This is a genomic window from Pantoea sp. DY-17 (assembly GCF_019795975.1).
Taxonomy (GTDB): Bacteria; Pseudomonadota; Gammaproteobacteria; order Enterobacterales; family Enterobacteriaceae; genus Pantoea; species Pantoea leporis.
In genome coordinates, this window is sequence record NZ_JAIMIG010000004.1 from 570,904 (window position 1) to 595,003 (window position 24,100).

Annotated in this window: 21 protein-coding genes; 7 read left to right on the forward strand and 14 right to left on the reverse strand. The window is 55.2% G+C overall.

What is annotated here, in order from left to right; translation table 11 throughout:
* Positions 1–41 precede the first annotated feature (41 nt).
* Positions 42–977 carry a malate dehydrogenase gene (gene mdh / locus K5Y33_RS19450; RefSeq protein ID WP_097095873.1) on the reverse strand — a complete coding sequence of 312 codons (936 nt, stop codon included), beginning with the start codon at positions 975–977 and terminating at the stop codon, positions 42–44.
* A gap of 424 nt (positions 978–1,401) precedes the next feature.
* On the opposite strand from mdh, the gene argR reads away from it, so the two are divergent.
* The 4 genes from argR (at position 1,402) to yhcN (K5Y33_RS19470) (ending at position 3,350) form a co-directional block, all read left to right on the forward strand.
* Positions 1,402–1,872 (forward strand): transcriptional regulator ArgR, encoded by a 471-nt coding sequence (argR, locus tag K5Y33_RS19455; RefSeq protein WP_008101964.1) that lies wholly within the window; start codon positions 1,402–1,404, stop codon positions 1,870–1,872.
* A 489-nt stretch (positions 1,873–2,361) separates the two neighbouring features.
* Positions 2,362–2,625, forward strand: a complete 264-nt coding sequence (gene yhcN, locus K5Y33_RS19460; RefSeq protein ID WP_101762851.1) for a peroxide/acid stress response protein YhcN — start codon at positions 2,362–2,364, stop codon at positions 2,623–2,625.
* 90 nt (positions 2,626–2,715) lie between these two features.
* On the forward strand, positions 2,716–2,982 hold the full coding sequence (locus K5Y33_RS19465) for a YdgH/BhsA/McbA-like domain containing protein (protein WP_210081717.1): 267 nt from the start codon (positions 2,716–2,718) through the stop codon (positions 2,980–2,982).
* 101 nt (positions 2,983–3,083) lie between these two features.
* Entirely contained in the window at positions 3,084–3,350 is a 267-nt protein-coding gene (yhcN, locus tag K5Y33_RS19470; protein WP_008101968.1) for a peroxide/acid stress response protein YhcN, read from the forward strand.
* A 50-nt stretch (positions 3,351–3,400) separates the two neighbouring features.
* Here the strand turns inward: yhcN (K5Y33_RS19470) and K5Y33_RS19475 are convergent, their stop codons facing one another.
* From K5Y33_RS19475 to aaeX, 5 genes are all read right to left on the reverse strand, one after another.
* Positions 3,401–3,670 carry a hypothetical protein gene (locus tag K5Y33_RS19475; protein ID WP_036647722.1) on the reverse strand — a complete coding sequence of 90 codons (270 nt, stop codon included), beginning with the start codon at positions 3,668–3,670 and terminating at the stop codon, positions 3,401–3,403.
* Between the two features lie 25 nt (positions 3,671–3,695).
* The gene (locus tag K5Y33_RS19480; RefSeq protein ID WP_217549777.1) at positions 3,696–5,150 is read right to left on the reverse strand and encodes an NAD-dependent succinate-semialdehyde dehydrogenase; all 1,455 of its coding nucleotides are present in this window, start codon (positions 5,148–5,150) and stop codon (positions 3,696–3,698) included.
* A 111-nt stretch (positions 5,151–5,261) separates the two neighbouring features.
* On the reverse strand, positions 5,262–7,214 hold the full coding sequence (aaeB, locus tag K5Y33_RS19485) for a p-hydroxybenzoic acid efflux pump subunit AaeB (RefSeq protein ID WP_222234931.1): 1,953 nt from the start codon (positions 7,212–7,214) through the stop codon (positions 5,262–5,264).
* Positions 7,215–7,225: 11 nt separating this feature from the next.
* A complete protein-coding gene (aaeA, locus tag K5Y33_RS19490) occupies positions 7,226–8,155 on the reverse strand; it encodes a p-hydroxybenzoic acid efflux pump subunit AaeA (protein WP_101762847.1) in 930 nt (309 codons plus the stop codon).
* A gap of 10 nt (positions 8,156–8,165) precedes the next feature.
* Positions 8,166–8,369, reverse strand: a complete 204-nt coding sequence (gene aaeX / locus K5Y33_RS19495; protein WP_021508145.1) for a p-hydroxybenzoic acid efflux pump operon protein AaeX — start codon at positions 8,367–8,369, stop codon at positions 8,166–8,168.
* 258 nt (positions 8,370–8,627) lie between these two features.
* On the opposite strand from aaeX, the gene aaeR reads away from it, so the two are divergent.
* Entirely contained in the window at positions 8,628–9,545 is a 918-nt protein-coding gene (gene aaeR / locus K5Y33_RS19500) for an HTH-type transcriptional activator AaeR (protein ID WP_101762846.1), read from the forward strand.
* Positions 9,546–9,586: 41 nt separating this feature from the next.
* On the opposite strand, the gene tldD is transcribed toward aaeR, so the two are convergent.
* From tldD to csrD, 8 genes are all read right to left on the reverse strand, one after another.
* Entirely contained in the window at positions 9,587–11,032 is a 1,446-nt protein-coding gene (gene tldD / locus K5Y33_RS19505; protein WP_110867445.1) for a metalloprotease TldD, read from the reverse strand.
* Between the two features lie 64 nt (positions 11,033–11,096).
* Positions 11,097–14,915 carry an AsmA2 domain-containing protein YhdP gene (gene yhdP, locus K5Y33_RS19510; RefSeq protein WP_222234932.1) on the reverse strand — a complete coding sequence of 1,273 codons (3,819 nt, stop codon included), beginning with the start codon at positions 14,913–14,915 and terminating at the stop codon, positions 11,097–11,099.
* 46 nt (positions 14,916–14,961) lie between these two features.
* The gene (gene rng / locus K5Y33_RS19515) at positions 14,962–16,431 is read right to left on the reverse strand and encodes a ribonuclease G (protein WP_101762841.1); all 1,470 of its coding nucleotides are present in this window, start codon (positions 16,429–16,431) and stop codon (positions 14,962–14,964) included.
* Positions 16,421–17,014 (reverse strand): nucleoside triphosphate pyrophosphatase, encoded by a 594-nt coding sequence (locus K5Y33_RS19520; protein ID WP_101762840.1) that lies wholly within the window; start codon positions 17,012–17,014, stop codon positions 16,421–16,423. Before K5Y33_RS19520 ends, rng begins: the two co-directional genes overlap by 11 nt.
* An 8-nt stretch (positions 17,015–17,022) precedes the next feature.
* The gene (gene mreD, locus K5Y33_RS19525) at positions 17,023–17,511 is read right to left on the reverse strand and encodes a rod shape-determining protein MreD (protein ID WP_101762839.1); all 489 of its coding nucleotides are present in this window, start codon (positions 17,509–17,511) and stop codon (positions 17,023–17,025) included.
* On the reverse strand, positions 17,508–18,542 hold the full coding sequence (gene mreC, locus K5Y33_RS19530; RefSeq protein WP_008101989.1) for a rod shape-determining protein MreC: 1,035 nt from the start codon (positions 18,540–18,542) through the stop codon (positions 17,508–17,510). Before mreC ends, mreD begins: the two co-directional genes overlap by 4 nt.
* A 156-nt stretch (positions 18,543–18,698) precedes the next feature.
* Positions 18,699–19,742: a rod shape-determining protein MreB gene (mreB, locus tag K5Y33_RS19535; protein ID WP_007891976.1), complete on the reverse strand. Its 1,044-nt coding sequence runs from the start codon at positions 19,740–19,742 to the stop codon at positions 18,699–18,701.
* Between the two features lie 310 nt (positions 19,743–20,052).
* The gene (csrD, locus tag K5Y33_RS19540) at positions 20,053–21,999 is read right to left on the reverse strand and encodes an RNase E specificity factor CsrD (protein ID WP_222234933.1); all 1,947 of its coding nucleotides are present in this window, start codon (positions 21,997–21,999) and stop codon (positions 20,053–20,055) included.
* A gap of 324 nt (positions 22,000–22,323) precedes the next feature.
* Between csrD and msrP the strand changes: the two genes are divergently transcribed.
* Positions 22,324–23,328: a protein-methionine-sulfoxide reductase catalytic subunit MsrP gene (gene msrP / locus K5Y33_RS19545; RefSeq protein ID WP_101762837.1), complete on the forward strand. Its 1,005-nt coding sequence runs from the start codon at positions 22,324–22,326 to the stop codon at positions 23,326–23,328.
* Positions 23,329–23,931, forward strand: a complete 603-nt coding sequence (gene msrQ, locus K5Y33_RS19550; protein WP_222234934.1) for a protein-methionine-sulfoxide reductase heme-binding subunit MsrQ — start codon at positions 23,329–23,331, stop codon at positions 23,929–23,931.
* The last annotated feature ends 169 nt before the right edge of the window (positions 23,932–24,100 follow it).

A 24,100-nucleotide genomic window follows, 5' to 3' on the forward strand; every position in this document is an offset into this window, starting at 1 on the left:
CCGGCAGATGCCGGGCGTTTTTTATTGCCGCTCGGAGTTTATCACTTCACAAACTCTTCGCCCTGCGCGATATCTTTCTTCAGCGTTTCCAGCATGCCGTTTAGCGCCTGCTGTTCAAAGGCACTCAGCGTGCCCAGCGGACGGCGTTCAACGATGCCGTTTTTGCCCAGCAGCAGCGGCTGCGAGAAGAAGCGGGCATATTCGCCATCGCCTTCCACATACGCGCACTCCACCACGTTGGCTTCGCCTTGCAGGGCACGAATCAATGACAGGCCAAAACGGGCCGCTGCCTGTCCCATCGACAGCGTCGCCGATCCGCCACCGGCTTTGGCTTCCACCACTTCGGTGCCCGCGTTCTGAATACGTTTGGTGAGATCCGCCACTTCCTGCTCGCTGAAGCTCACGCCTTTCACCTGCGACAGCAGCGGCAGAATCGTTACGCCAGAATGCCCGCCCACCACCGGCACTTCAATCTCGTTAGGCTGCTTGCCTTTTAGCGCCGCGACAAAGGTATTGGCACGGATGATATCGAGGGTGGAAACGCCAAACAGGCGATTCTTGTCATACACGCCGGCTTTTTTCAGCACTTCGGCCGCAATCGCCACCGTGGTATTCACCGGATTGGTGATGACGCCAATCAGCGCTTTTGGCGCGGTACTGGCAACCTGTTCGATCAGGTTACGCACGATACCGGCGTTGACGTTAAACAGGTCGGCGCGATCCATGCCCGGCTTACGTGCCACACCCGCGGAGATCAGCACCACATCAGCACCATGCAGCGCAGGTGTAGCATCTTCACCGCTAAACCCTTCCACGGTGACTGCCGTTGGGATATGACTGAGATCGACCGCCACACCGGGCGTTACCGGAGCGATATCGTAAAGTGAGAGAGCTGAGCCTGCGGGTAATTGCGTTTTGAGCAGCAGTGCGAGCGCCTGGCCAATACCACCAGCGGCACCGAGAACGGCAACTTTCATCCTGAACTCCTTATTAAGGTGGGGCAGAGATATGCCGAAAATCCATCAGGTTACGAGTTTAATCAACTTCTCAGGCGATAGCGACTAAACCTGTCGCGCACTAAACACTACGCCGCAATCGGCTCCCGAGACATCTCCACTTCAGAAGTCGCCTGAATGATTCATTCGCAGCCAGAAGACAATGGACGGCAATGATCATCGATATTGTTGTTACCACTTCAATAATATAACAACTTTGCAACCTTCGCTTTGCGCGTCCACCCGCGATTTTGGTGCAACATCATATTCTGTTATGATGCCCGCCCCGCAGGTCATTACCGCGATTCTCTTACCAGACTTATTGCATAAAAATTCATCTAAATGCATAATAATTTATCTGCCGTGGGCCTGTTGCCCTCTGCAACCCCTTTTTAATTGGTAGCTTATGCGAAACCCATCGAAACAAGACGACTTGATTAAGGCGTTTAAAGCCTTATTGAAGGAAGAGAAATTCAGCTCCCAGGGCGAAATCGTGCAGGCGCTGCAGGAAGACGGCTTCGAGAATATTAATCAGTCCAAAGTTTCTCGCATGCTGACCAAGTTTGGCGCGGTGCGCACGCGCAACGCCAAGATGGAGATGGTTTACTGCCTGCCTGCTGAACTCGGCGTGCCCACCACCACCAGCCCGCTGAAGAATCTGGTGCTGGATATCGATTACAACGATGCGTTAGTGGTGATTCACACCAGTCCGGGCGCGGCGCAGCTGATTGCGCGCCTGCTGGATTCGCTGGGCAAAGCGGAAGGCATTCTCGGCACCATTGCCGGTGATGACACCATTTTTATTACCCCCGCGCGCACCTTCTCGGTAAAACAGCTGTACGACGCGATCCTGGTTTTATTCGAACAAGAGCTATAAAACCCTGCTGCATACCGGCAGTTCCTCTGCCGGTTATCTTGCCCTTTGCGCTTCATTTATAACCATTCTGTTACAAATCCCTTTGTAAATAATAAGTTATCCATATGCCTGTCGGTTCTTTTCAGCCGCTATCATTGGTACGACCTTTATGCCCGTTTAACCTTATGCGCTATTTTACGCTGCTTTACACATTGTGCTCAGTGTCTTTCCCTTCTCTATCTGTATCAGCCAGCGAGATCAACCACGATCTTTCGCACTAAAAGATAATTTGATGTAGATCATTGTTTTTACGGTGAAATAACCACCTATGGTTAAGATCCAGGCGTTTTTTATAACTTCAGGTTCTAAAAAAGTGCCATAAGGATAAAGAATTACAACCAAACATTATTAGCTCGGTATTAATTTCATGGGTGATTAGATCTATACTTGTTTTCGTGATGCAAATCACACGAAAGAAAAAGATAAAAATAGACGACGAGGAAAATTATCATGAACGTTAAAACTACTATCGCGACTTTAAGTGTTCTCTCTGCCCTGTCATTTGGTGCTTTTGCAGCAGATTCTATTAATGCCGAACAGGCAGCGAATCTGCAACCTGCGGGCACCATCAGCGTCAGCGGCGTGGGCGGTTCTCCAATGGATATCCGTCAGCAGTTAAACGATAAAGCCGACCAGCAAGGTGCTAAAGCCTATCGCGTGGTTGAGGCGAATACCGGTGACAGCTACCACGCAACCGCTGAGCTGTACAAATAAGTTATTGACTTAAAAAGCAATGTGAACGGCAACCCGTTTGAGACGCTCTTGCCTCTCAGGTTGCCGGCCCCCATTTCAGGAGAGTGAATCATGAAAAGCAAATTAGCTATCGCAGTACTGGGCCTGGCTTCTGTTCTTTCTTTTGGCGCGAGTGCCGCCAGCCTGGTTTCAAACCAACAAGCTGAACAGCTGCAATCTCTGAACCAAACCATCAGCGTGAGCGGTGTTGACGGCGACCAGACCAACGTGCGTCAGGAACTGTCACAGAAAGCCGATGCGCAGGGTGCCAGCCATTACCGCATCATCGAAAGCAACCGTGGCGATACTTTCCACGTAACTGCTGAACTGTACAAATAATCACTAATTGAACGTCCGGTGCCTTGATGGCGCCAGGCAATAGATCGACGACCCGCCACCCCTTTTCTGCCGCAGGTTGTTGATTAAACGAGGAGAAAATTATGAAAATCAAAACAACCATCGCAACTGCTACCCTGCTTTCCCTGTTCGCCTTTGGTGCTTCTGCAGCACAACTGGTCACCGAACAACAGGCGCAGAATCTGCAACCTACCGGCAGCACCATTTCAATCAGCGGAACCGGCGGTTCGCCAATGGACTATCGTGCCGAGCTTTCTCAGAAAGCGGATGAGCAAGGTGCCAGCGCTTACAAAGTGATTGAAGCGAAAACCGGCGACAGCTACCACGTGACAGCTGAGCTGTATAAGTAATTCCTCGTCAATTAAGACGAACCCTTTGGCCCCGCTCGCCGGGGCCCTTTTTACTTTATATTGAAGCGGAGCTGGCCTTCCAGCTCCTCTTCTGCTTCATCAAATAGCAGGATCAATGCGCCATACCGGCGTTTCTGCCCTTTCCCCAGATTTACAAATTCAATCTCCAGCGGCAACGGCAGTTGCTCACCGACAATCGCATCCCAAAGATCGTCAAGATCGTTGATGGCGAGATCGGCTAACGCAAAACGATCGCTAAACTGTCGATAAAAATGGGCTTGATCGACAATCTCGTCGAAATCGAAACGCTCGGTTCTCATCATGACGCCCTCTTGGTTGTTGCGGCTAGCTGAGTCCGCCGAGGTGCAACGCTTTAACTTCCAGATACTCTTCCATCCCCAACACCGATCCTTCGCGTCCCAGTCCAGACTCTTTCACGCCGCCAAACGGTGCCAGCTCAGTGGATACCGCGCATTCGTTAATGCCGATCATGCCCGCTTCCAGCGCCGCTGAGACGCGGAATACCCGCTGCAGATTCTGCGTGTAGAAGTAAGCTGCCAGGCCAAATTCGGTATTGTTGGCACGCGCAATCACCTCGGCTTCATCGTCAAAGCGGAAGCAAGCCGCAACCGGACCAAACGTCTCTTCCTGCGCCAGCTTCATCTCTTCATGCGCTTCGCCAATCACCGTTGGTTGCCAGAAGTTGCCGCCAAGAGGATGACGTTCGCCGCCGACCAGCAATTTGCCGCCTTTACTCAATGCATCTTTGACGTGCTCTTCCACTTTCTCCAGCGCGGACGGCTCAATCAGCGGGCCAACGATCACCCCTTCTTCCACGCCATTTCCGACTTTTAGTTTGCCCACCGCATCGGCCAGTTGATTAACGAAGCGATCGTAGACCGCGTTATGCACATAGAAGCGGTTGACGCTGACGCACACCTGTCCGGCGTTGCGGAATTTGTTGGCAATCGCGCCCTGCACCGCCGCATCAATATCGGCATCATCAAACACGATGTAAGGCGCGTTGCCGCCTAACTCCATCGAGACCTTTTTCATGGTTTCAGCCGCATTACGCATCAGCGTTTTGCCCACCGCGGTGGAACCGGTAAAGGAGATTTTGCGCACCGCCTTGCTGGCCATGATCGCGTCGCTGATGGCATGCGTATCGCCCGCCACCGCATTGAGTACGCCATCAGGCACACCGGCTTTCTGCGCCAGCGCCAGCAACGCGAAGGCGCTCAGCGGTGTGTTGTTAGCGGGTTTGATGATGCCGGTACAGCCCGCGGCCAATGCGGGGCCAAGTTTGCGCGTCAGCATCGCCATTGGGAAATTCCACGGCGTGATCGCCGCGACCACACCAATTGGTTCCCGCGTCGCCAGAATGCGCGAGCCTGGTTTAGCCGGCGGGATGATTTCACCGTTGGCGCGTTTCGCCTGCTCGGCAAACCACTGAATAAAGCTGGCGGCGTATTCCACTTCACCTTCGGCTTCTTTAAGCGGTTTACCCTGCTCGGCCGTCATCAACTGGCCGAGCCAGCTTTTATTCTCGATGATCAGCTGATACCAGCGATAGAGGATTTCGGCACGCGCCTTGGCGGTTTTATCGCGCCAGGCGGGAAACGCACGCTGAGCGGCGGCAATCGCCTGTTCGGTTTCTTGCTGGCCGGCTTTCGCCACGTTAGCGATAACTTCGCCGGTGGCAGGATTGGTCACCTCAAAGGTGGCGCTGGCGTTATGCCACTGACCATCAGCGAAATAGCCGGTCTTGAAAAATTCGTGTTGTTGCAGGGAAGTGGACATCGGTTTTCTCCTGTCAGTTTGCGTCCTGTCAGGAAAGTATAGATGCCAATATCAGAGGTTTTTGTGTCAGCGTGGGATCTAAAAGGCCGCTGCAGGTTGCAGCGGCCAGTTTCAGATTTGTATTAAGGTGTTCTGATACTTATCCAGCATCAGCGCCAGCCGTTTCACCGGCTCGGTGACGTTATCAGGCGCAGCATAGTGCTGCAGCTTTTCCTGATACACATCCAGCTCCTTGAGCAGCCGCTCGAAGTAATAGCGCCGCTTATCATCGCTGGTCGCGGAGATAATGCGGTCGGCGGTGTAGCGCAGCTGGCGGTGATAGGCCGAGAGATCTGCATTCACCGGTACTTCAGCATTGCGCAGGCGTTGATGGCCGATAATCAGGGTCAGCGCGATCCGGTATTTATCGATATCGCCGGGGAACAGGTTGAGCAGCAAAAACAATTGCTGATACAGCGCCGGCAAGTGGTTTTCACGACGACGCGCCTGATTAGTGGTCAGGGCAGCAACTGCCGCATACATAAAGCGATTCAGCAGTTTACGTCCGGTACGCTCTTTGGATTTATCGCGAATCAGCAGAATCACCATCATCGCTACAAAGCAGCCAATCACCTGGCCCAGCACGTTATCGAGGAATACGTTGAACTCGAACTTCATCGGGTTATCCAGCACCAGCACGTTGATGGTACCAATCAACGCACCCAGCGTACCCAACTGACGACGCTGCACGAAGATGCCGCCGATAAAACCCAGCGCGCCGATGGCGATACACAACAGCAGCGCACTTTGCTGGGTCGCGGGCAGAATAAAGATGAAGTAGAGCGCGCCGAGCGGCACCGCAACCGTCATGCCGTAAAGGAAGTCTTTCGCCATCATCAGCGGATTTGGCATACGCATCGCCAGCGCGGTGATCACCGCCAGCATCACCATGCAGCCGCTGCCTGATGTCCAGCCGGTATACAGCCAGAACAGCGATCCCAGCGCGGTGGCGACAAAGGTACGTATACCGTTGATCATCGCGTGATGGGTTTCCGCAGAACGCGCCTGAATCACTACCTCACGCTGCAGAATGCTCTCTTCCAGCGTGGTGATGCGGCTATTACTTTTAATGCCGTTAATCAGCAGCAGATATTCAGTGGCCGCGCCGACCCAACTCGCCAGCGTCACCGGCACGGTTTTGCTGCTCACGCCAATCAGGCGACGCATCACCTTCATGCGCTTATGCACATCGTTGACGCTGTTGACCTCTTTTTCGATCAGCAAACGATAGTGCGGTGGAATGTATTCCGGACGCGAGTTTTGAATCAGGAAAGTTTCGGCGGCCTGCGTGATCAGCGTCAGCGATAAGGTGTTGAGCATTTGCAGGCGGCGGCTGGAGTTTTTCCAGCGTGAGGATTCCATCATCAGCTGGCCGCGCATGCCGTTGAGTGCCGTGGTGCGACGCACTAACGCGCTCCAGGCTTTGTCCACTTCCTCTTTGTCTTCATGCGCGACGCACAGCTGCAGCAATTTGTAGTGCGCCACCAGCAGCGCATCCACTTCCTGCTCAATCACTTTTTTGATCGAACGCGGCGAGAACAACATGTCGGCGAGGATGGCACACAGAATACCGATGACGATTTCACTGCAGCGCTCAACCGCGTACTGCGGAGCCAGCGTTAAGCCGCCGCTGGCATCCGCCGTCACCACGATGATCAGCGCGGTGTAACCGGCAAGGCCCAACGCATAGGAGTTTTCGACTTTGATCAGCGAAGAGAGCCACACGCACATGCCGGCCCACATACAGCACAGCAGCAGCATCACCACCGGCGCGCGCACCGTGGCAATCATGATGGTGAGCGCGGCGATACAGCCAATAAAAGTACCGATGATGCGCAGAATGCCGCGATAGCGCAGCGCGCCAGAATAGGGATCGCCCCCCGCAGCAAAGGCGGTACCACCGGCCACGATGCCGGCGGTCATCACCGCCCAACGCGGCGTTTCCAGATTGAAGTGAAAGCCAATCATCAACGCCGCAACCAGCGCGAAGGTGAGCTTCACCGGGAAACGCAAAAACTCAATCATATCGCCCTCGCTTAACCAAACTCACGCAGGCGATTGAACAACTGTGCCAGCGGCGAGACTTTGGTTTCGCGATCCTGCGCACCGGTAATCACCACCGTCGCCGTGGTCCCTGCCGGGAAGCGGTTGCCCGGTTGCTCGTCGAGACGAATACGCACCGGCACACGCTGCGCCAGACGCACCCACTCCAGATTCGAGTCGATGGTCGCCATGCCTTTGCTGTCGCTGGTGCTGCTGCTGTTGGTTACGCCCGCCGCGATGCTGTCAACGGTGCCGCGTAGTACCGCGTTGCTCCCCAACGGCGTGATTTGCGCGCGGAAGCCCGGACGCACGCCATCCAGCTTGGTCTCTTCCATATAGGCCAGCACATAGAAGGAGTGCTGTTGCACCAGCGCCACGGCTACCGAGCCGCGCGTGATGAATTCGCCCTGATAGACATTGAGGTTGGTGACCCAGCCGTCAGATGGCGCTTTGATAGTGGTGCGATCGAGGTCGATCACCGCCAGGTCGCGCGTGGCCACAGACTTCGCCAGCTGATGCTCGCTGGTTTGCAGATCGTTGTTGGATTGCTCAATCGCTTCACGCGACATCGCGCTGGTCCCCAACTGATTGCGGCGACTGGCTTCACGGCGTTTTTCACTCACTAACGCCTGGTAATACTCGACATCCGCCTGGGCTTCGTCCAGCGCTTTTTGGTAGCGCGGACGGTCAACCACAAACAGCGTGTCGCCTTTTTTAACCAGCTGGTTGTCGTGCACCGGCACGTCAGTGATGATGCCGGTGACGTCAGGCGAGATCGCCACCACATCGGCAGAGAATTTGGCATCACGCGTCCACGGTGATTCGGTGTAGAACACCCAGGCGCGGAAGATGATCACGATGGCGATGACAACCAGCAGGAGTGTAATCGCGTATCGCGCGATTTTTCTTATTAGCGCTTTCACTTAGAAAACCTCAGACGAATAAACGGGATACAAGGTAAAACACGCAGCAATACAGCGCAGTGTTAAACAGTGCCGGATGCCAAACCAGATCGTAGATCCCGCTAGGCGTTAGCACGCGTTTCACCAGCCAGAACAGCGCCAGTGAAACCAGTAGTTCAATGAAGATGGGCGGAAAACTCAGCCCGAATACGACAAATACCGGAAGCACACTCATTTCGGATCCTTAGTTCGACCTTGCCGGATTGCACCGATACCTGCCCACGTGCCGTATAGCACGTTGGGTTTACGATCAGGGGATGACGGATAAACTGATGGCAACATTCAGGCCGCGTTGAGCTAATCATAGCGTATCATCGGGCTAACACAGCCGTGTTCAGGTGCAGTGAAGAGACCCAGCGCGCGTATAGTAACGCGCTTGACTATACGTTTTCTACATATTGTGAGCTAAATCACTTTTTAGCCAGAGTAAACAATGGATCGACTTAAAAGCATGTCCATTTTCGCCAAAGTGGTTGAATTGGGTTCATTTACCGCCGCGGCGCGCCAGCTACAGCTTAGCGTTTCGTCTATCAGCCAGATTGTCGCCAAACTGGAAGATGAGTTACAGGTTAAATTGCTTAATCGCAGCACGCGCAGCATTGGCTTGACTGAGGCCGGAAAGATCTATTTTCAGGGCTGTCGCCGCATGCTGGCGGAGGCGTCGCAGGTACACGAGCAGCTGTACGCCTTTAACAACACGCCGATCGGTATTCTACGGATCGGCTGCTCATCGACGATGGCGCAGAATGTGTTATCGGCGATGACCAGCGAAATGTTACGCGAATATCCGGGTTTGGGGGTCAATCTGGTGACGGGTATTCCTGCTCCCGATTTGATCGCCAACGGGTTGGATTTGGTGGTGCGCGTGGGCGCGCTGCAGGATTCGAACTTGTTCTCGCGTCGGCTGGGTGCAATGCCGATGGTGGTGTGCGCGGCGAAGAGCTATCTGGCACAGCATGGCACGCCGGAAAAACCCAGCGAGATCGATAATTTTTCGTGGCTGGAATATAGCGTGCGGCCGGATAACACTTTTGAACTGGTTGCGCCGGAAGGATTGGTTACCCGCCTTACGCCGCAGGGCCGTTTCGTCACCAACGATTCGCAGACGCTGATTCGCTGGCTGAAAGCAGGTTGCGGTATCGCCTATGTGCCGTTGATGTGGGTGATTGATGAGATCAATGCGGGGGAGATCGATATTCTGTTCCCGCAATATCACTCGGAGCCGCGTCCGGTCTATGCGCTCTATACCGAGAAAGACAAGCTGCCGCTGAAAGTGCAGGTGTGCATCGATTATCTGACCGAGTATTTCAGGCAGGTAGCGCAGCAGTATCAGCAGCATCGGAAAGGTTGAGGGCAGATGTTCAGGTCGCCATACATGGCGACCTGACAACGTTAGGCGGTACCACCTACGGTGATTTTATCCAGCTTCAGCGTTGGCTGACCCACGCCAACCGGTACGCTTTGTCCCTCTTTACCGCATACGCCGACGCCTTTATCCAGCGCCAGATCGTTGCCGACCATCGAGATCTGCTGCATCGCTTCGATGCCGGAGCCAATCAGCGTGGCGCCTTTCACGGGCGTCGTCACTTTGCCGTTCTCAATCAGATAAGCTTCTGAGGTGGAGAACACGAACTTGCCGGACGTGATATCAACCTGGCCGCCGCCGAAGTTTGGCGCGTAAATGCCGTACTCCACGCTTTCAATGATATCTTGCGGCGTCGATTTGCCTGCCAGCATGTAAGTGTTGGTCATGCGCGGCATTGGCAGGTGCGCGTAAGATTCACGGCGACCATTGCCAGTTGGGTTGACGCCCATCAGGCGCGCATTCAGCTTGTCCTGCATGTAGCCTTTCAGCACGCCATTTTCGATCAGCATGTTGTACTGGCCCGGCACGCCTTCATCATCGACCGCCAGCGAACCGCGCAGACCTTCAATGGTGCCATCGTCAACCACGGTACACAGCTCTGAAGCCACCAGCTGGCCCATTTTGCCGCTGAATACCGATGTCGCACGACGGTTGAAGTCACCTTCCAGACCATGTCCAACTGCTTCGTGCAGCAGCACACCCGGCCAGCCTGCTCCCAGCACCACCGGCAACATACCAGCGGGTGCCGCCACGGCGGAGAGATTGACCAGCGCCATGCGCACCGCTTCGCGCGCCCAGGCATCGGCACGCACATCACCGCTCTCATCGGCGAGGAAGAATTCATAACCGGTACGCGCGCCGCCGCCGCTTGAGCCACGTTCGCGTTTACCCTGATCTTCCACCTGCACGCTGATGGAAAGACGCACCAGCGGACGAATATCTGCAGCCAGCGTGCCGTCAGTTGCGGCTACCAGCACCTGTTCGTAGACGCCGCTCAGGCTGGCATTCACTTCCTGCACACGCGGATCGGCAGCACGCGCCACTTTATCAACGCGATGCAGCAAGGCAATTTTGTCTTCGCGCGTCAGGCTATCCAGCGGATTGACGGGCGCATACAGCGAACGGTTCAGCACCGCCGATAAGGTATGCGCTTTGCCGTTGCCTTGTTCACGCACGATGCTGCGCGCCGCTTCAGACGACTGACGCAGTGCATTCAGGGAAATCTGGTCAGCGTAGGCGAAACCGGTTTTCTCGCCGCTGACGGCGCGAACGCCCACGCCCTGATCGATATGGTAAGAACCATCTTTGATAATTTTGTCTTCCAGCACCCAGGATTCGTGGAAACTGGACTGGAAATAGAGATCGGCATAATCCAGACGACGTTCTGAAAGCTGCCCTAACAGGGAATAAAGGTCCTGCTGATTAATGCTGTTCGCAGTTAGCAACTGCTCACTTACCAGATTCAGAGTCATCGTTTCTCACTCATTATGTGCTCGGATAGTCATAGCCTGCGGCAATTACCCGACGGCGTCAAATTCACTTCTTCTCGTCTTCGCGCGGTTTGCGCAGTACTTCATTGATTTCCGGCTTATCCAGCGGTCCGCTGATGTGGTAACGCAACAGTGAAATCTTATTCCACAGCGGCCCCAGCACTTTACTGGCGGCGAAGACCGCTGCGCCGACCACCGGATTGATGACGAATGCCGTGGCAACGCCGACCGACGCGGAGATTTCCGGGGCGACCACCGCCTCCATGTCGATCTGACGCTTCACCAAATCGATGTTGCCCTTCATGGCGATATCCGCTTCCAGGCCATCCACCAGCAGGTTATCGGTCCGCATCACGCCGTTTTCAATCCACGCGGTGCCGTTGATCGAATCAAAATAGAAACCATCACTAAAGGTGTCGCTGAAATCGAAGCGCATCTTGCGTAGCAAGGCATCAAAGCTAAACAGGCGCAACAACTGCCCCGCGCGACCGGTATTCACATCGGCGATCTGGCCTTTGCCAAAGTGGGTTTTCAGCGTGCCGCTCAGCGTCTCTTCCGACGGCTGCCACGGCGCAGAACGCCAGTGCAGATCGTAATCGAGTTTAAAGGGTGCATCGCGCAGCGGCGTGCTCATGCCAAACCAGTTAGCCGCGTCATTGATATTGTCGCCGCTCAGGCTGCCCTTCAGCGAAGTGCGCTGATCGCCGGGTTTATTTACCCATTCACCCGCCACATTCAATTTTGAACTGCCAGAATCAATCGAAGCGTTAGTAAGTGCTAACGTATCGCCTTGCGGCTGTAGCTTCGCCTGCATGTGGCCAAACTTCTGCCCGCGAATCCAGCACTCATCACAGTTGAGCTGCAACGCTGGCCAGCTGCTGAAGTTGATGTTGCTGCTGTTGCCGCCAAACGGCGATGATTTTCCATCGCTTTTCTCAGCCCATTCAGGATTGTAGTAAAGATAGCTCAGGTTGATCTGCCACGGAGAGCGCTGCGCCGTCTGCAAACTGCCACGTGCTTCACGGCTCTCCAGCTGCAAGTGGGTATTGCCGGCTGGCCCCTGCGTAACGGTAGCGTTAACGTCGTGCCATTGCTGACCACCAAGCGTCAGCGCCGGTGTGCGCAGAATAAAGTCGCCCGGCAGCGCCGCGCCGCCCACTTCCGGCTCGCCCTGAGCGTTACGCGAACTCCCCGCGCCAGCCATCATTCCCATCCAGGCTTCGCCATCCAGCGGCGGGAGATTGAGCTCCATGCCGCGCTTCTCGGGCAGCTTCGGTGTGCTTTTCGCATCATTCAGCCAGATCCCGCGATCAACGCGCAGCTGCGGCTCCAGAATCCAGCGGCTATTGAAACGATGGCGCTCGCGCACGCTGCCGCTCAAGGTAAAGCCTTTCAGATCGCCATCCGCGTTGATGGTAATCGGCATCGCTTCACCAGCCGCTTTATCCAGCGGTGCTGGTAAGTGACTGCTTACTGCTTTGCCCTCGCCTTGCAGTGCCACTTTGTAGGTTGCGCCGCCTTTATGCGGCAGCGTGATATCCACATTGCCCTGCCACGGTAAAGAACCGTCTAACTGACGCGTGATGGCATCCGGCAGCACCTTGAGTTTACCTGGCTGCCAATCGCCCAGCAGTTTGACGTTCACGCCAAAATCGTTGGGATTCTCTTTCGTGCTGAAACTCACGCCGGTTGGCTGCCCGAACCAGTTGGCCTGCAGCTCTTCACTCTCCAGATTGCCGTTGTTGTAACGGAAGCGGCCGGTGAGATTGTTCAGCGTGGTATTTAACGGCTTGATATGCAGGCTGTTGTTGTTCAGCACCACATTGCCGCTGGCGTGCACCTGCTCGCCATCCAGTGGAATATCAAGATTCAACGTGCCGCGCACATTGCCGCCAATCTGTAGCTCCTGCAGCGCCGCGCCGAGCGTCGGTTTCAGCGGCGTTTGCTCGAAATAGTCAGCGATTTTTTTGCCTTCGCCGCTGATGTCACCATCGATGATCAACTTCTCTTTCAGGTAATCCGGAATCACCGCGCTGACATTGCGCGCATCAACCTCGCCGAGCCTGGTTTTATCGGCTTTCATCCACAAACCGTTGTTGAGGAAGTCGAGATTGATGTCGAGGTTTTCCAGCGCAGGCCAGCCTGGCTGGAACTGGAAGGTGGCATTGCGCAGCGGAACCCAAACTTCAAACATGCCGTCATTGTGTTTGAACGGGAACAGCGAGGGATCGCCAGCAAACAGCAGCGTGGCGTTATCCACCTGCCCGCCTTTAATCGCGTCACTGAGATAGTGAGTAAGATCGTGGCCCATCAGCTGCTGCGGGAAATAACGCCACGCATCGCCAGCATCGGTAACGCGAATTCCGGCGAGAATATCGAGGCGCGGCGCGCTACCCAAATTCTGCTGGTAGCGGAAATCGCCGCGTGCCCACAGCGAACGGGCCTGCACATCCAGCTGATGTCCATCCAGCGTTAAGCCGTTAGCATCGCGCAGCCAGTTGAGCTGGCCAGTGATCTGTTTAATCTGCAGCGGAGCCTGGAACATATCGCCGTACGGTACTTCCGCCTGGCCCATCGCCACATCCAGCAAGCCGTTGTTTAAGCTGCCGCTGGCGCTCCCGCTGAGATTGCTGATACCCGGCAGTAATTCCCACTGTTGCCAGGCGAGATCGCGCCATTTCACCTGCAAACGCGTTTGCTCAGGCTGCTGCAGCGGAATATCCAGCGCCAGCGCATCAATGTGGCCACGCGGCTGCAGCGCACGCCAGTTATCCAGCAAGGTTGGGGAAAGCGGTGCAAACAGCGGAACGATGGGCGCCAGACGTTCTAAATCCAGCTGCGTGGCACGCACGCGCATCTCCGGCGCACTGTTGGCGCCGAGCATCTGCTTATCTTCCGGCTTCCACAGCAGGGAAAAATGTCCTGGCGCCCATGCGATGCCATCCATTCTCAAGCGGGTTTGCGGTACCGAAAGGCTCCAGCCATTCTGGTAGCGCGACAAGTGCGCGGTTAAGCCATCAACCTCTAATTGATGATCGCCCTGCTCGCCGCGCCAGCGCGCGCCACCTTTGCTCAACAGCAAATCACCGGCGTAGAGATCGCCATCGCGCAAATTCGCCCACGCGGCCAGACTGAAGCGCGCGCTTTCAAGGCTGGTGTTATCACGCAGCCACGGACCAATCCACGGTCGCACATCAACATCATCGGCCTGCATCCAGATGCGGCCATCGCTGAGTAAACCGTTGCTGTCGTTGAGATCAAGTCGCACCTGCACCACGCCATGCTGGCCGGTAAAACTGGAGAGGCTCACTTCGCCCTCGGCGCGGTGACGGGTATTTTCGTTCAGCCAGGTAAGGCGTGGAATCGCCAGTTCAGCATGCTGGCCGGACGGCGTCAGAAAACGGATGCTGCTGTCGCGCAGATCGAAGTGATCGAACTGACGCAAAAACAGATCGTTAATTTGCGCCGGTTTGAAGCTGTTCTTCTGTTCGTCGCTGGTGAACAGCGGATGGTTGGTTTCGAGATGCAGCTGCCAGAAGGTGAGATCGCGGAATTGCCAGCGCCAGTGCAGCAGCGATTGCCACACGTTGAGCGCCAGATTGACGCGGCCGATGGTCAGTTGCCCATCTTCCTGCATCGCGACGTTGAGATTGCGCAGCTGCAGCGTCGGGCCGAAATTCTCCCATTTGCCCTGCAGTTCGCTGGCCGTCACCGTGACGCCGCTGACGCGTGAAATCGTCTGCAGAATATCACTGCGATAACTGTTGAGGTGCGGCATCACGAGGCGCAACCCGCTGACCAGCAGCGCCACAATTACGATGATTGCGGCGAGCAGCAGTAACAAAATCCTCGGCAACCGCCTCACACACCTCTCCTTGCTGTCCGTTGGCTTGCGGAACTCAACCTCAAAATCACATCATGACGACATCAAACTGCTCTTGGGTATAGAGCGGTTCAACATGAACTTTGACCTGTTTACCGACGAAGATCTCCACTTCCGCCAGCGCGTGTGACTCTTCGCCCTTTAACGCGTCGCCCACCGCCGGGGAAACGTACACCAGGAAACGGTCGGAATCGTAGGCGTGATGCACGCGCACAATTTCACGCATGATCTCATAGCAGACGGTTTCCACCGTTTTCAAGGTGCCGCGCCCTTTACACACCGGGCAATCGGCGCACAGCACATGTTCAATACTTTCACGCGTGCGTTTACGCGTCATCTCCACCAAACCGAGCGCCGAGAAACCATTGATGCCGGTTTTCACCCGATCTTTGCTCAGCGCGCTCTCCAGCGAATGCAGCACGCGGCGGCGATGCTCGTCGTTACTCATGTCGATGAAATCGATAATGATGATGCCGCCGAGGTTGCGCAGTCGCAGCTGACGCGCGATCGCTTGCGTCGCTTCAATGTTGGTGTTGAAGATGGTCTCGTCGAGATTGCGGTGTCCGACAAACGCGCCGGTGTTGATATCCACCGTGGTCATGGCTTCGGTTTGATCGATAATCAGATAGCCGCCGGATTTTAGCTCGACCTTACGCTCCAGCGAACGCTGGATTTCGTTCTCAACGTCAAACAGATCAAAAATCGGCTGTTTGCCGCTGTAAAGCTCCAGCTTGCTGGCCATTTCCGGAATATATTCGCTGGTAAATTCCACCAGCAAATCGCAGGTCAAACGTGAGTCCACGCGAATGCGATCCAGCGCGGCACCGGCGAAATCACGCAGCACGCGCTGCGCTAATGCCAGTTCACCGTAGAGCAGGCAGCGCGTCTGATTACGCTTTTTACGCTCGCTGACTTTGGTCCACAAACGTTTCAGGAAAGCGGCATCCTGCGACAACTCTTCTGAACCAATGCCTTCCGCAGCGGTACGAATAATAAAGCCGCCGAGATCGTCACAGTGCGCTGCAACCACCGTTTTCAGTCGTTCGCGCTCGGCCTCGCTCTCAATACGCTGCGAGACGCCGACGTGTGACGCGCCAGGCATAAAAACCAGATAGCGCGAGGGCAAGGTAATGTCGGTGGTGAGGCGCGCACCTTTGGTGCCCAGCGGATCTTTCACCACCTGCACCATCAGATCCTGGCCGGGACGCACCAGCTCGCCAATGTCGCGCACCACAAAATTTTTCTTCTCATCACCCGCCACGCATTCGGTGTGCGGCATGATGTCGGAAGCGTGCAGAAAGGCGGCTTTTTCCATGCCGATATCGACAAAGGCCGCCTGCATACCAGGTAAGACGCGACTGACGCGTCCTTTATAGATGTTGCCCACGATGCCACGTCGTGCTTCACGCTCAATGTGGATTTCCTGCAGAATGCCGCCATCAATGTAGGCAACACGGGTTTCTGAAGGTGTCACATTTACCAGCAGTTCAGCCGTCATCTTGTCCCCTTAACGCCCGCAGTGACTGAAAATGACTCAGCAGCTCACCGGTCTCAACCAGCGGCAATCCCACCACGGCGTGATAACTTCCATTAATCTTGCGGACAAAATTGCCGCCAAGGCCCTGAATTCCGTACGCGCCGGCTTTATCCATCGGCTCGCCACTGGCAATATAGTGCGAAATTTCCTCCGCCGTCATCGTGCGGAAGGTCACGTCCGTGGTCACCAGACAATCCAGCTCACGCTGCGTATCGGCCAGCGCCACCGCGGTCATCACCTGATGAGTTTGTCCCGACAGCTTGCTCAGCATCGCGGCGGCGTGCGCGGCATCCTGCGGTTTTTCCAGTACTTCACCGTTCAGCACCACGATGGTATCAGCACCCAGCACCGGCAGATCCTGCGGTGCCACCGCGACGCCCGCGCGCGCCTTATCCGACGCCAGACGACGCACGTAAGCGTCAGCCGCTTCTTCAGGCTGACGCTGCTCTTCTACGTGGGTAATCAGGCGTTCAAATTGCAGACCAAGCTGCGTTAACAGCTCACGTCGACGCGGTGAACCGGATGCGAGGTACAGGCTAATCATAGTATTCCTTACTGAACAGCGAATTGACGGCGAATCTTTCTCATCAATAAGAATAGCCAGGGCCACAGGACGCCGTCGACCACGCTACTCCAGAAGATTTCCGGACGGAAAGAAACGTTGATCACCAGGAATTCTGCCCAGAAAACAATCACATCCACCGCAAGGGACAGCACCATAACCATTAATGCCTGCTGCCACAACGCTAAGTTTCGGAATAACTGAAATTTAAAGGCCACCAGATACGCGATGATGCTAAAGGCTAATGCGCGCACGCCCAGCGTTGAACCCGCCACCAGATCCATAATGGCACCAAGACAAAAACCGGTACCAACATTCACCCGATGCGGCAGCGCCAGCACCCAATAAATGAGGATCAGCAACAGCCATGATGGCCGGAACATATAGATCTGTTCCGGCCACGGCATGATTTGCAGGATGAGGGCAATCAGAAAGGACAGCCAGATAACCCATCGGCCCTGGCTGCGATATCGACTCAAGGCTGGCCTCCGCGTGTGTTCGCAGAATTCCCTTGCGAACGACTGCTGTTAGCGGGTTGCGGTGGCCCCATTTGCTGCGAAGACTGCAAAGTATCCGGTGCCGGTGGGCCCATTTCGCCTGCTGGCGGCAGCACCTGCGGCATCATCTGCATTAAACGTTCGTTGGCCACGCGGTGCACTTCGTCCGGTGCCATCGGTGCGACGCCGTTGCGATCCGCGCCCCACAGCAGCAGCAGATAGCGCAAACGCTGCAAGCCAGCGGCTGGACGCGCTTGAATCACCGTGTAAGCGCGCTGTGTATCGACTTTCACCGAAGAGACCACGCCAACCGGATAACCTTCCGGGAAGCGGCCGCCCAGGCCAGACGTGACTAACACATCGCCCACGCGAATATCGGTGTTGCCCGGTAGATGCTCCAGCTGCAGATCTTCGCTGCAGCCATTACCGGCGGCTATAACACGAATATCATTACGCAGCACCTGAATCGGCAACGCATGCGACGCGTCGCAAATCAGCAGTACGCGACTGGTCACCTGACCGACCGCGACCACCTGACCGACTACACCTTTATCACTGATCACCGGCTGGCCTTCGTAAACGCCGTTTACGCTGCCTTTGTCGATAACCACCTGATCGGTATAAGGGTCGGTGCCGGTGGAGATCACCTGCGTCACCATCTTGTGCTCATCCTGGCGCAGCGGCGAGCCAAGCAGTTCGCGCAGACGCGCGTTTTCCTGCTTATATTGCCCCAGCATCAGCAAGTCACTGTTTTTCAGGAAGAGCTCACGGCGCAGTGCTTTATTTTCCAGTTCCAATTGCTGACGTGACGCCAGGGTTTCGGAAACGCCATCAAGAAGTTGTCTTGGCCCGTTGGCCAAAAAATAAAATGGACTGACCGATGTGTCCAGGTAGTTGCGGATCTGGGAAAAGGAGCTCACGCGGCTATCGGCGATAATAATCGCGATAGCCACAATGACTGCCAGAAAGAGGCGCAACTGCAGGGAAGGTCCCCTGCTAAAAATCGGCTTCATAAATTCTGCGTGTTCCTCGACATCAGGGAAGAAGCGTTAGCCTAAATCACCAACGCCTCAGGGCTGGACGCATTTCGCCGTCGTGCGTTGCAGCAGCAGCGTCAGCATAGGCGCTATTCCCTGCGCAATTTGACCAGGGCCTCAGCCGTTGAGGAATTACTCCTCGCTGAACAAATCGCCGCCATGCATGTCGATCATTTCCAACGCTTTACCACCGCCGCGTGCTACGCAGGTCAGCGGATCTTCTGCCACGACCACCGGAATACCGGTCTCCTCCATCAGCAGGCGATCGAGGTTACGCAGCAATGCGCCACCACCGGTCAGCACCATACCGCGCTCGGAGATGTCAGAGGCCAGTTCTGGCGGGCACTGTTCCAGCGCAACCATCACCGCGCTCACGATGCCGGTCAGCGGTTCCTGCAGCGCTTCAAGAATCTCGTTCGAGTTCAGGGTAAAGCCACGTGGCACACCTTCTGCCAGGTTACGGCCGCGAACTTCAATCTCGTGTACTTCATCGCCCGGATAAGCAGAACCGATACCATGCTTGATACGCTCTGCAGTCGCTTCACCAATCAGTGAACCGTAGTTGCGGCGAACATAATTAATGATAGCTTCATCGAAGCGGTCACCACCAATACGCACAGAAGAGGAGTAAACCACGCCGTTCAGCGAGATCACTGCTACTTCAGTGGTACCACCACCGATATCCACCACCATAGAACCGGTTGCTTCAGAAACCGGCAGACCTGCACCAATCGCCGCCGCCATTGGCTCTTCAATCAGGAACACTTCGCGTGCGCCTGCACCCTGTGCAGATTCACGGATGGCGCGACGCTCAACCTGGGTCGCACCCACCGGTACGCAGACCAGCACACGCGGGCTTGGACGCATAAAGCTATTGCTATGCACTTGCTTAATGAAGTGCTGCAGCATTTTTTCGGTAACGAAGAAGTCGGCGATCACGCCATCTTTCATAGGACGGATAGCAGCGATGTTGCCCGGCGTACGGCCCAGCATCTGCTTAGCGTCATGACCGACAGCCGCTACGCTCTTTGGGGAGCCGGCACGATCCTGACGAATGGCAACCACAGAAGGCTCGTTTAACACGATGCCTTGTCCTTTCACGTAAATCAGGGTATTCGCGGTACCCAGGTCAATGGACAAGTCATTGGAAAACATGCCACGAAATTTTTTAAACATACTAAGGGATAATCCTGCAAGCTGGGGGCGGAAAATAAAATCCGCCTACTTTACCAACCACGCGAAGCCGCTACAAGGCGCAAAAACGTCCGGCTTCGGTGAAAAAATACGCTGAATACTTTTTTGGCCTGATCGTAGGGTCTTTTGCCGCAGTTAAATGGCGTTAACACGCCGTTTTAACCTAAATTGCCCCGGCGCTAGCCGGCGAATTTCGACATAAAATCTAACATTTCCAGCCGCCAGCATCGCGCGCTCCGGCACTAATAAGCGATAAAAACAGCCATCAGCCTGCACTTCGCGCGCTGAAGGTCTAAATTCGATAACGTTGCGAGTGTTTCTTTACATTACTGTTGACCGGCAACGAAGGCGCAAAGAAATCGCCCTGCCCGCCCGAAACACCTAATTCCGACAGCGTTTGCCACTCCGCGCGTGTTCGCACACCCGCGGCGAAAACTTGAGTTGGCGATGACTTACACACTTCCAGCAAGCTCTGCACAAACAGCTGGTTCTCGGTGCGTCGTTCAATATTGCGTACCAAACCCGGCGCAAGTTTAATCACTTCTATCGGGAATTGTTTGATATAAGCGCTGCTCACCACCGTCAAACCGGCCTGATCCACCGCAATGCGACAGCCAAATGCGGTTAACATGTGAAAAACCGGCACTAAACGGCTGATGTGTTGACAAACGTCGGCCTCAGCAAGTTCAAATAAAAAACGTTTTCTTTGCGATTTGCTGCACTGTAGCAGCAGTTTTTGCAGCCAGCGCTGAAAAGGCCGCTGCAACAGCGAATCAATATTCACGGGAAGTGCCAGAGTTTCATCCGGCCACACTTCCGAAAGCGCCGCGATGCGCGTCACCAGTTGACGATCCCAGCTGTCAGTCATACCCAGCTGCAATACCAGCGGCATAAACTCAGCCGACACCACTTCTTTGTCGCCATCAAACACACGCGTCAGTAATTCACGATGATGGACTTTTCCATCCAGCAACACCGCCGGCTTTTGATACAGACGCGGGCCACCACGATTGAGCGTGTTCTCCAGCAAGGTCCGCCAGCGCACACTGCCGCGCCCCATATCCAGCGTATTGCCTTCGCCAACCGACCAGCTATTACCGCCCTGCAATGCCGCACGCCGCGTAGCCATCTCCACATTTTCCATCACCTGCGACACGCTCTGACCGCTGCGCCACGCGCTGATGCCGATGTGGATCAAATCATCACGATCGACCATGCGCATCGGCGGCAGTGAATCGACGGCATTAATCAGTTGATCGGCAATGCTATTGGCTTCTTTTAAAGTGCGATGCGGCAGCAAGACGGCGAAGTCACTGCGGAAATATCGCGCCAGCAGCGCGCCCGGATAGCGCAGCACAAAGGTCGACAGCATATTAATCAAATCAAACAGATACTCTTCCACCAGCGTTGGGCCGAGGGTTTCGTGCAGCATATCGAGGTCCGGCAGACGCACCATCATCACCACGCCGTGCGTGCCGACATCTTCCTGATCTTCCAGCAATGTCGCCAATTGGTTATCAAAGAACAAACGATTGTTCAGGCCGGTACGCGGATCTTGCGCCGCAAAGGTGCGAATTAAGGTATCGATGCGTAAACGCTGCTCGCCCGCTTCCTGCAAATCGCCCAGCAGCGCATCGATGGCGCGACTGGCTTTCGGCGGCCATTCCGCCGCATGGTCACCCTGCGAATGACGTTCACCGGTCAGAATGCGATCGGCGCGCGCTTCTAATTGCTCCATATCCTGCCAGCGCCGCTTGAGCCAGCGGTTGGTCATGACCAGCAGCACGCACATGATGGCGACGACCGTAAACAGGACCACCAGCGTATAAGTGCCGGTAAAGGAGCGAAACAGCGTTTTGGCCGGATCCAGCACCACCACGCGCAGTTCGAGGCCCGGCGAATGCGTCAGGGGCAAATCGAACTGCACAAAGCGATTAGGCTCATCTTCTAACATCGGATTTTCATGGCGGGCTAAACTGAACACTAACGTATCGCCGTTCAGCAGTTGCACCTGTTCGGCATTGACCACCGGCATCATGCGCGTCAGCCACTGCGTGATTTCCTGCGGCGATTGTGAAGCCAGTGCTTTATCCACTTCAGTCGCCAGCGTTTGCATCCGCGTTTCCACGCGCTGCTGCGATAGCCAGATAAAACTAAAAGCGCAGCCCACCAGCATCAATATCATCGCCAGTAAACTTAATAAGGTAATAAACGCAGAAAATTTAGTTGTTAATCGCATCCCTGTGCCTGCATCACTGCGGTTATGAACGGTGTTAATCCGTCGGCGCCACGCTTACCCCTGGCGCAAACCTGAGCAAAATAGCACAAATCAAGGTGTGATTCAGCGCCAGACTGGCATCAAAATCGCACATAACACAGCATGATAAGCGCTACGGCGCGAGTATAGCGTTAAACCGTGATGGCCTGACTTTGCTATGGGCTTTTTCGTCCTATTCTCAAAGAGGGCGATGCGCCAGGAAATTTCACATTTTTCCCCGCAAGTTCGCGCCTGATACTGAAGTTGAGCATGCTGGTCATAATTTACTATTCACAGGAGAACGTCATGAACCTGAAGCACTTGCTCACAGAAGCCGACGTCACGCCAGAAAGCGTCTTTAATATGCGCCGCCGTCAGGTGCTGAAAGCGTTGGGATTAGGCGCAGCAGCAGCCAGTTTACCCGGCACCGCGCAAGCCGATGTGCTGAGCTGGTTTAAAGGCAATGATCGTCCGCCCGCGCCCGCTGGCCGTGATTTAGATTTTACTAAACCGGCTGAATGGCAAGCCGATTTGCCGCTCACGCCGTTTGATAAGGTGTCAGGTTATAACAACTTCTATGAATTTGGCCTTGATAAAGCCGATCCTGCTGCCAACGCTGGCACGCTGAAAACCGATCCGTGGAAGCTGCGTATCGAAGGCGAAGTTGCCAAACCGATCACGCTGGATATGGATGACATCTTCAAGCGTTTTGCCATGGAGCAGCGCATCTACCGCATGCGCTGTGTCGAAGCCTGGTCGATGGTAATTCCGTGGGTCGGTTTTGAACTCAACAAGCTGCTCAAACTGGCTGAACCCACCAGCAATGCGCGCTTTGTGGCGTTTGAAACGCTATACGCACCCGACCAAATGCCGGGTCAGAAAGATCGCTTTATCGGCGGCGGGCTGGATTATCCCTATGTGGAAGGCTTGCGGCTTGATGAAGCGATGCATCCGCTGACGCTGCTAAGTACCGGCGTGTATGGCAAAGCGCTGCCGCCGCAGAATGGCGCACCGATTCGCCTGACGGTGCCGTGGAAATATGGCTTCAAAGGGATTAAATCGATTGTGAAGATTACGCTGACGCACGATCGCCCGCCAACGACCTGGAGCCAGATCGCCGCCAATGAGTATGGTTTCTACGCCAATGTGAACCCGCATGTGAATCATCCGCGCTGGTCGCAGGCAACTGAGCGCTTTATCGGCGCGGGCGGCATTCTGAAGGTTGATCGCCAACCTACGCTGCTGTTCAACGGCTACGCGAAAGAGGTGGCGTCGCTGTATCGCGGCCTGGATTTACGGGAGAACTATTGAGTGCGCCTCTCTTTACGTCACATCACCGCGTTAAAAGTCGTGCTGCATCTGGCGGCTTTTCTGCCGTTTGTGTATCTATTTATGGCAGCGAGTCAGGGCTGGCTGAGCGCTGATCCGGCGAAAGATATCCAGCATTTTACCGGCAGAATGGCGCTTAAGTTGCTGCTCGCCACGCTGCTGGTCAGCCCGCTGACACGCTACCTGAAACAGCCGCTGCTGATTCGCACTCGCCGCCTGCTCGGCGTGTGGTGTTTCGCCTGGGCCAGTTTGCACCTTACCAGCTACTACCTGCTGGAACTTGGCTACGATCATCTGCGTTTACTCGGCAGCGAGCTGGTTTCGCGTCCTTATTTGTTACTGGGGATGATCAGCTGGATTATTCTCTGCGCCCTCGCCATCACCTCATTCCAGCGCATGCAGCGCAAACTGGGCCGTCGCTGGCAAACGCTGCATAACGGCGTCTATCTGGTCGCGATCCTCGTGCCGATTCACTATATCTGGTCAGTGAAAGTGCTCTCCCCGCAGCCGGTGATCTACGCCGTGCTGGCCATTGCGCTGTTAGCGTGGCGTTACAATAAGTTGCGTAAACTTCTCCCCAGATAATCCCCGCACGGTTGTGTTCCTCCCGCGAGATCTGTTAAAAAGTGTGGCCTTCGGGCCGCATTCGATCAACTTCGCAGATAAGACCAGTATTTTGCTGCGAATGTCGACGAAACGGATATAATGCCCGGCTTTATTGCAAGCGAAGTCTGGTTTTTCATCCGCAAGGGTG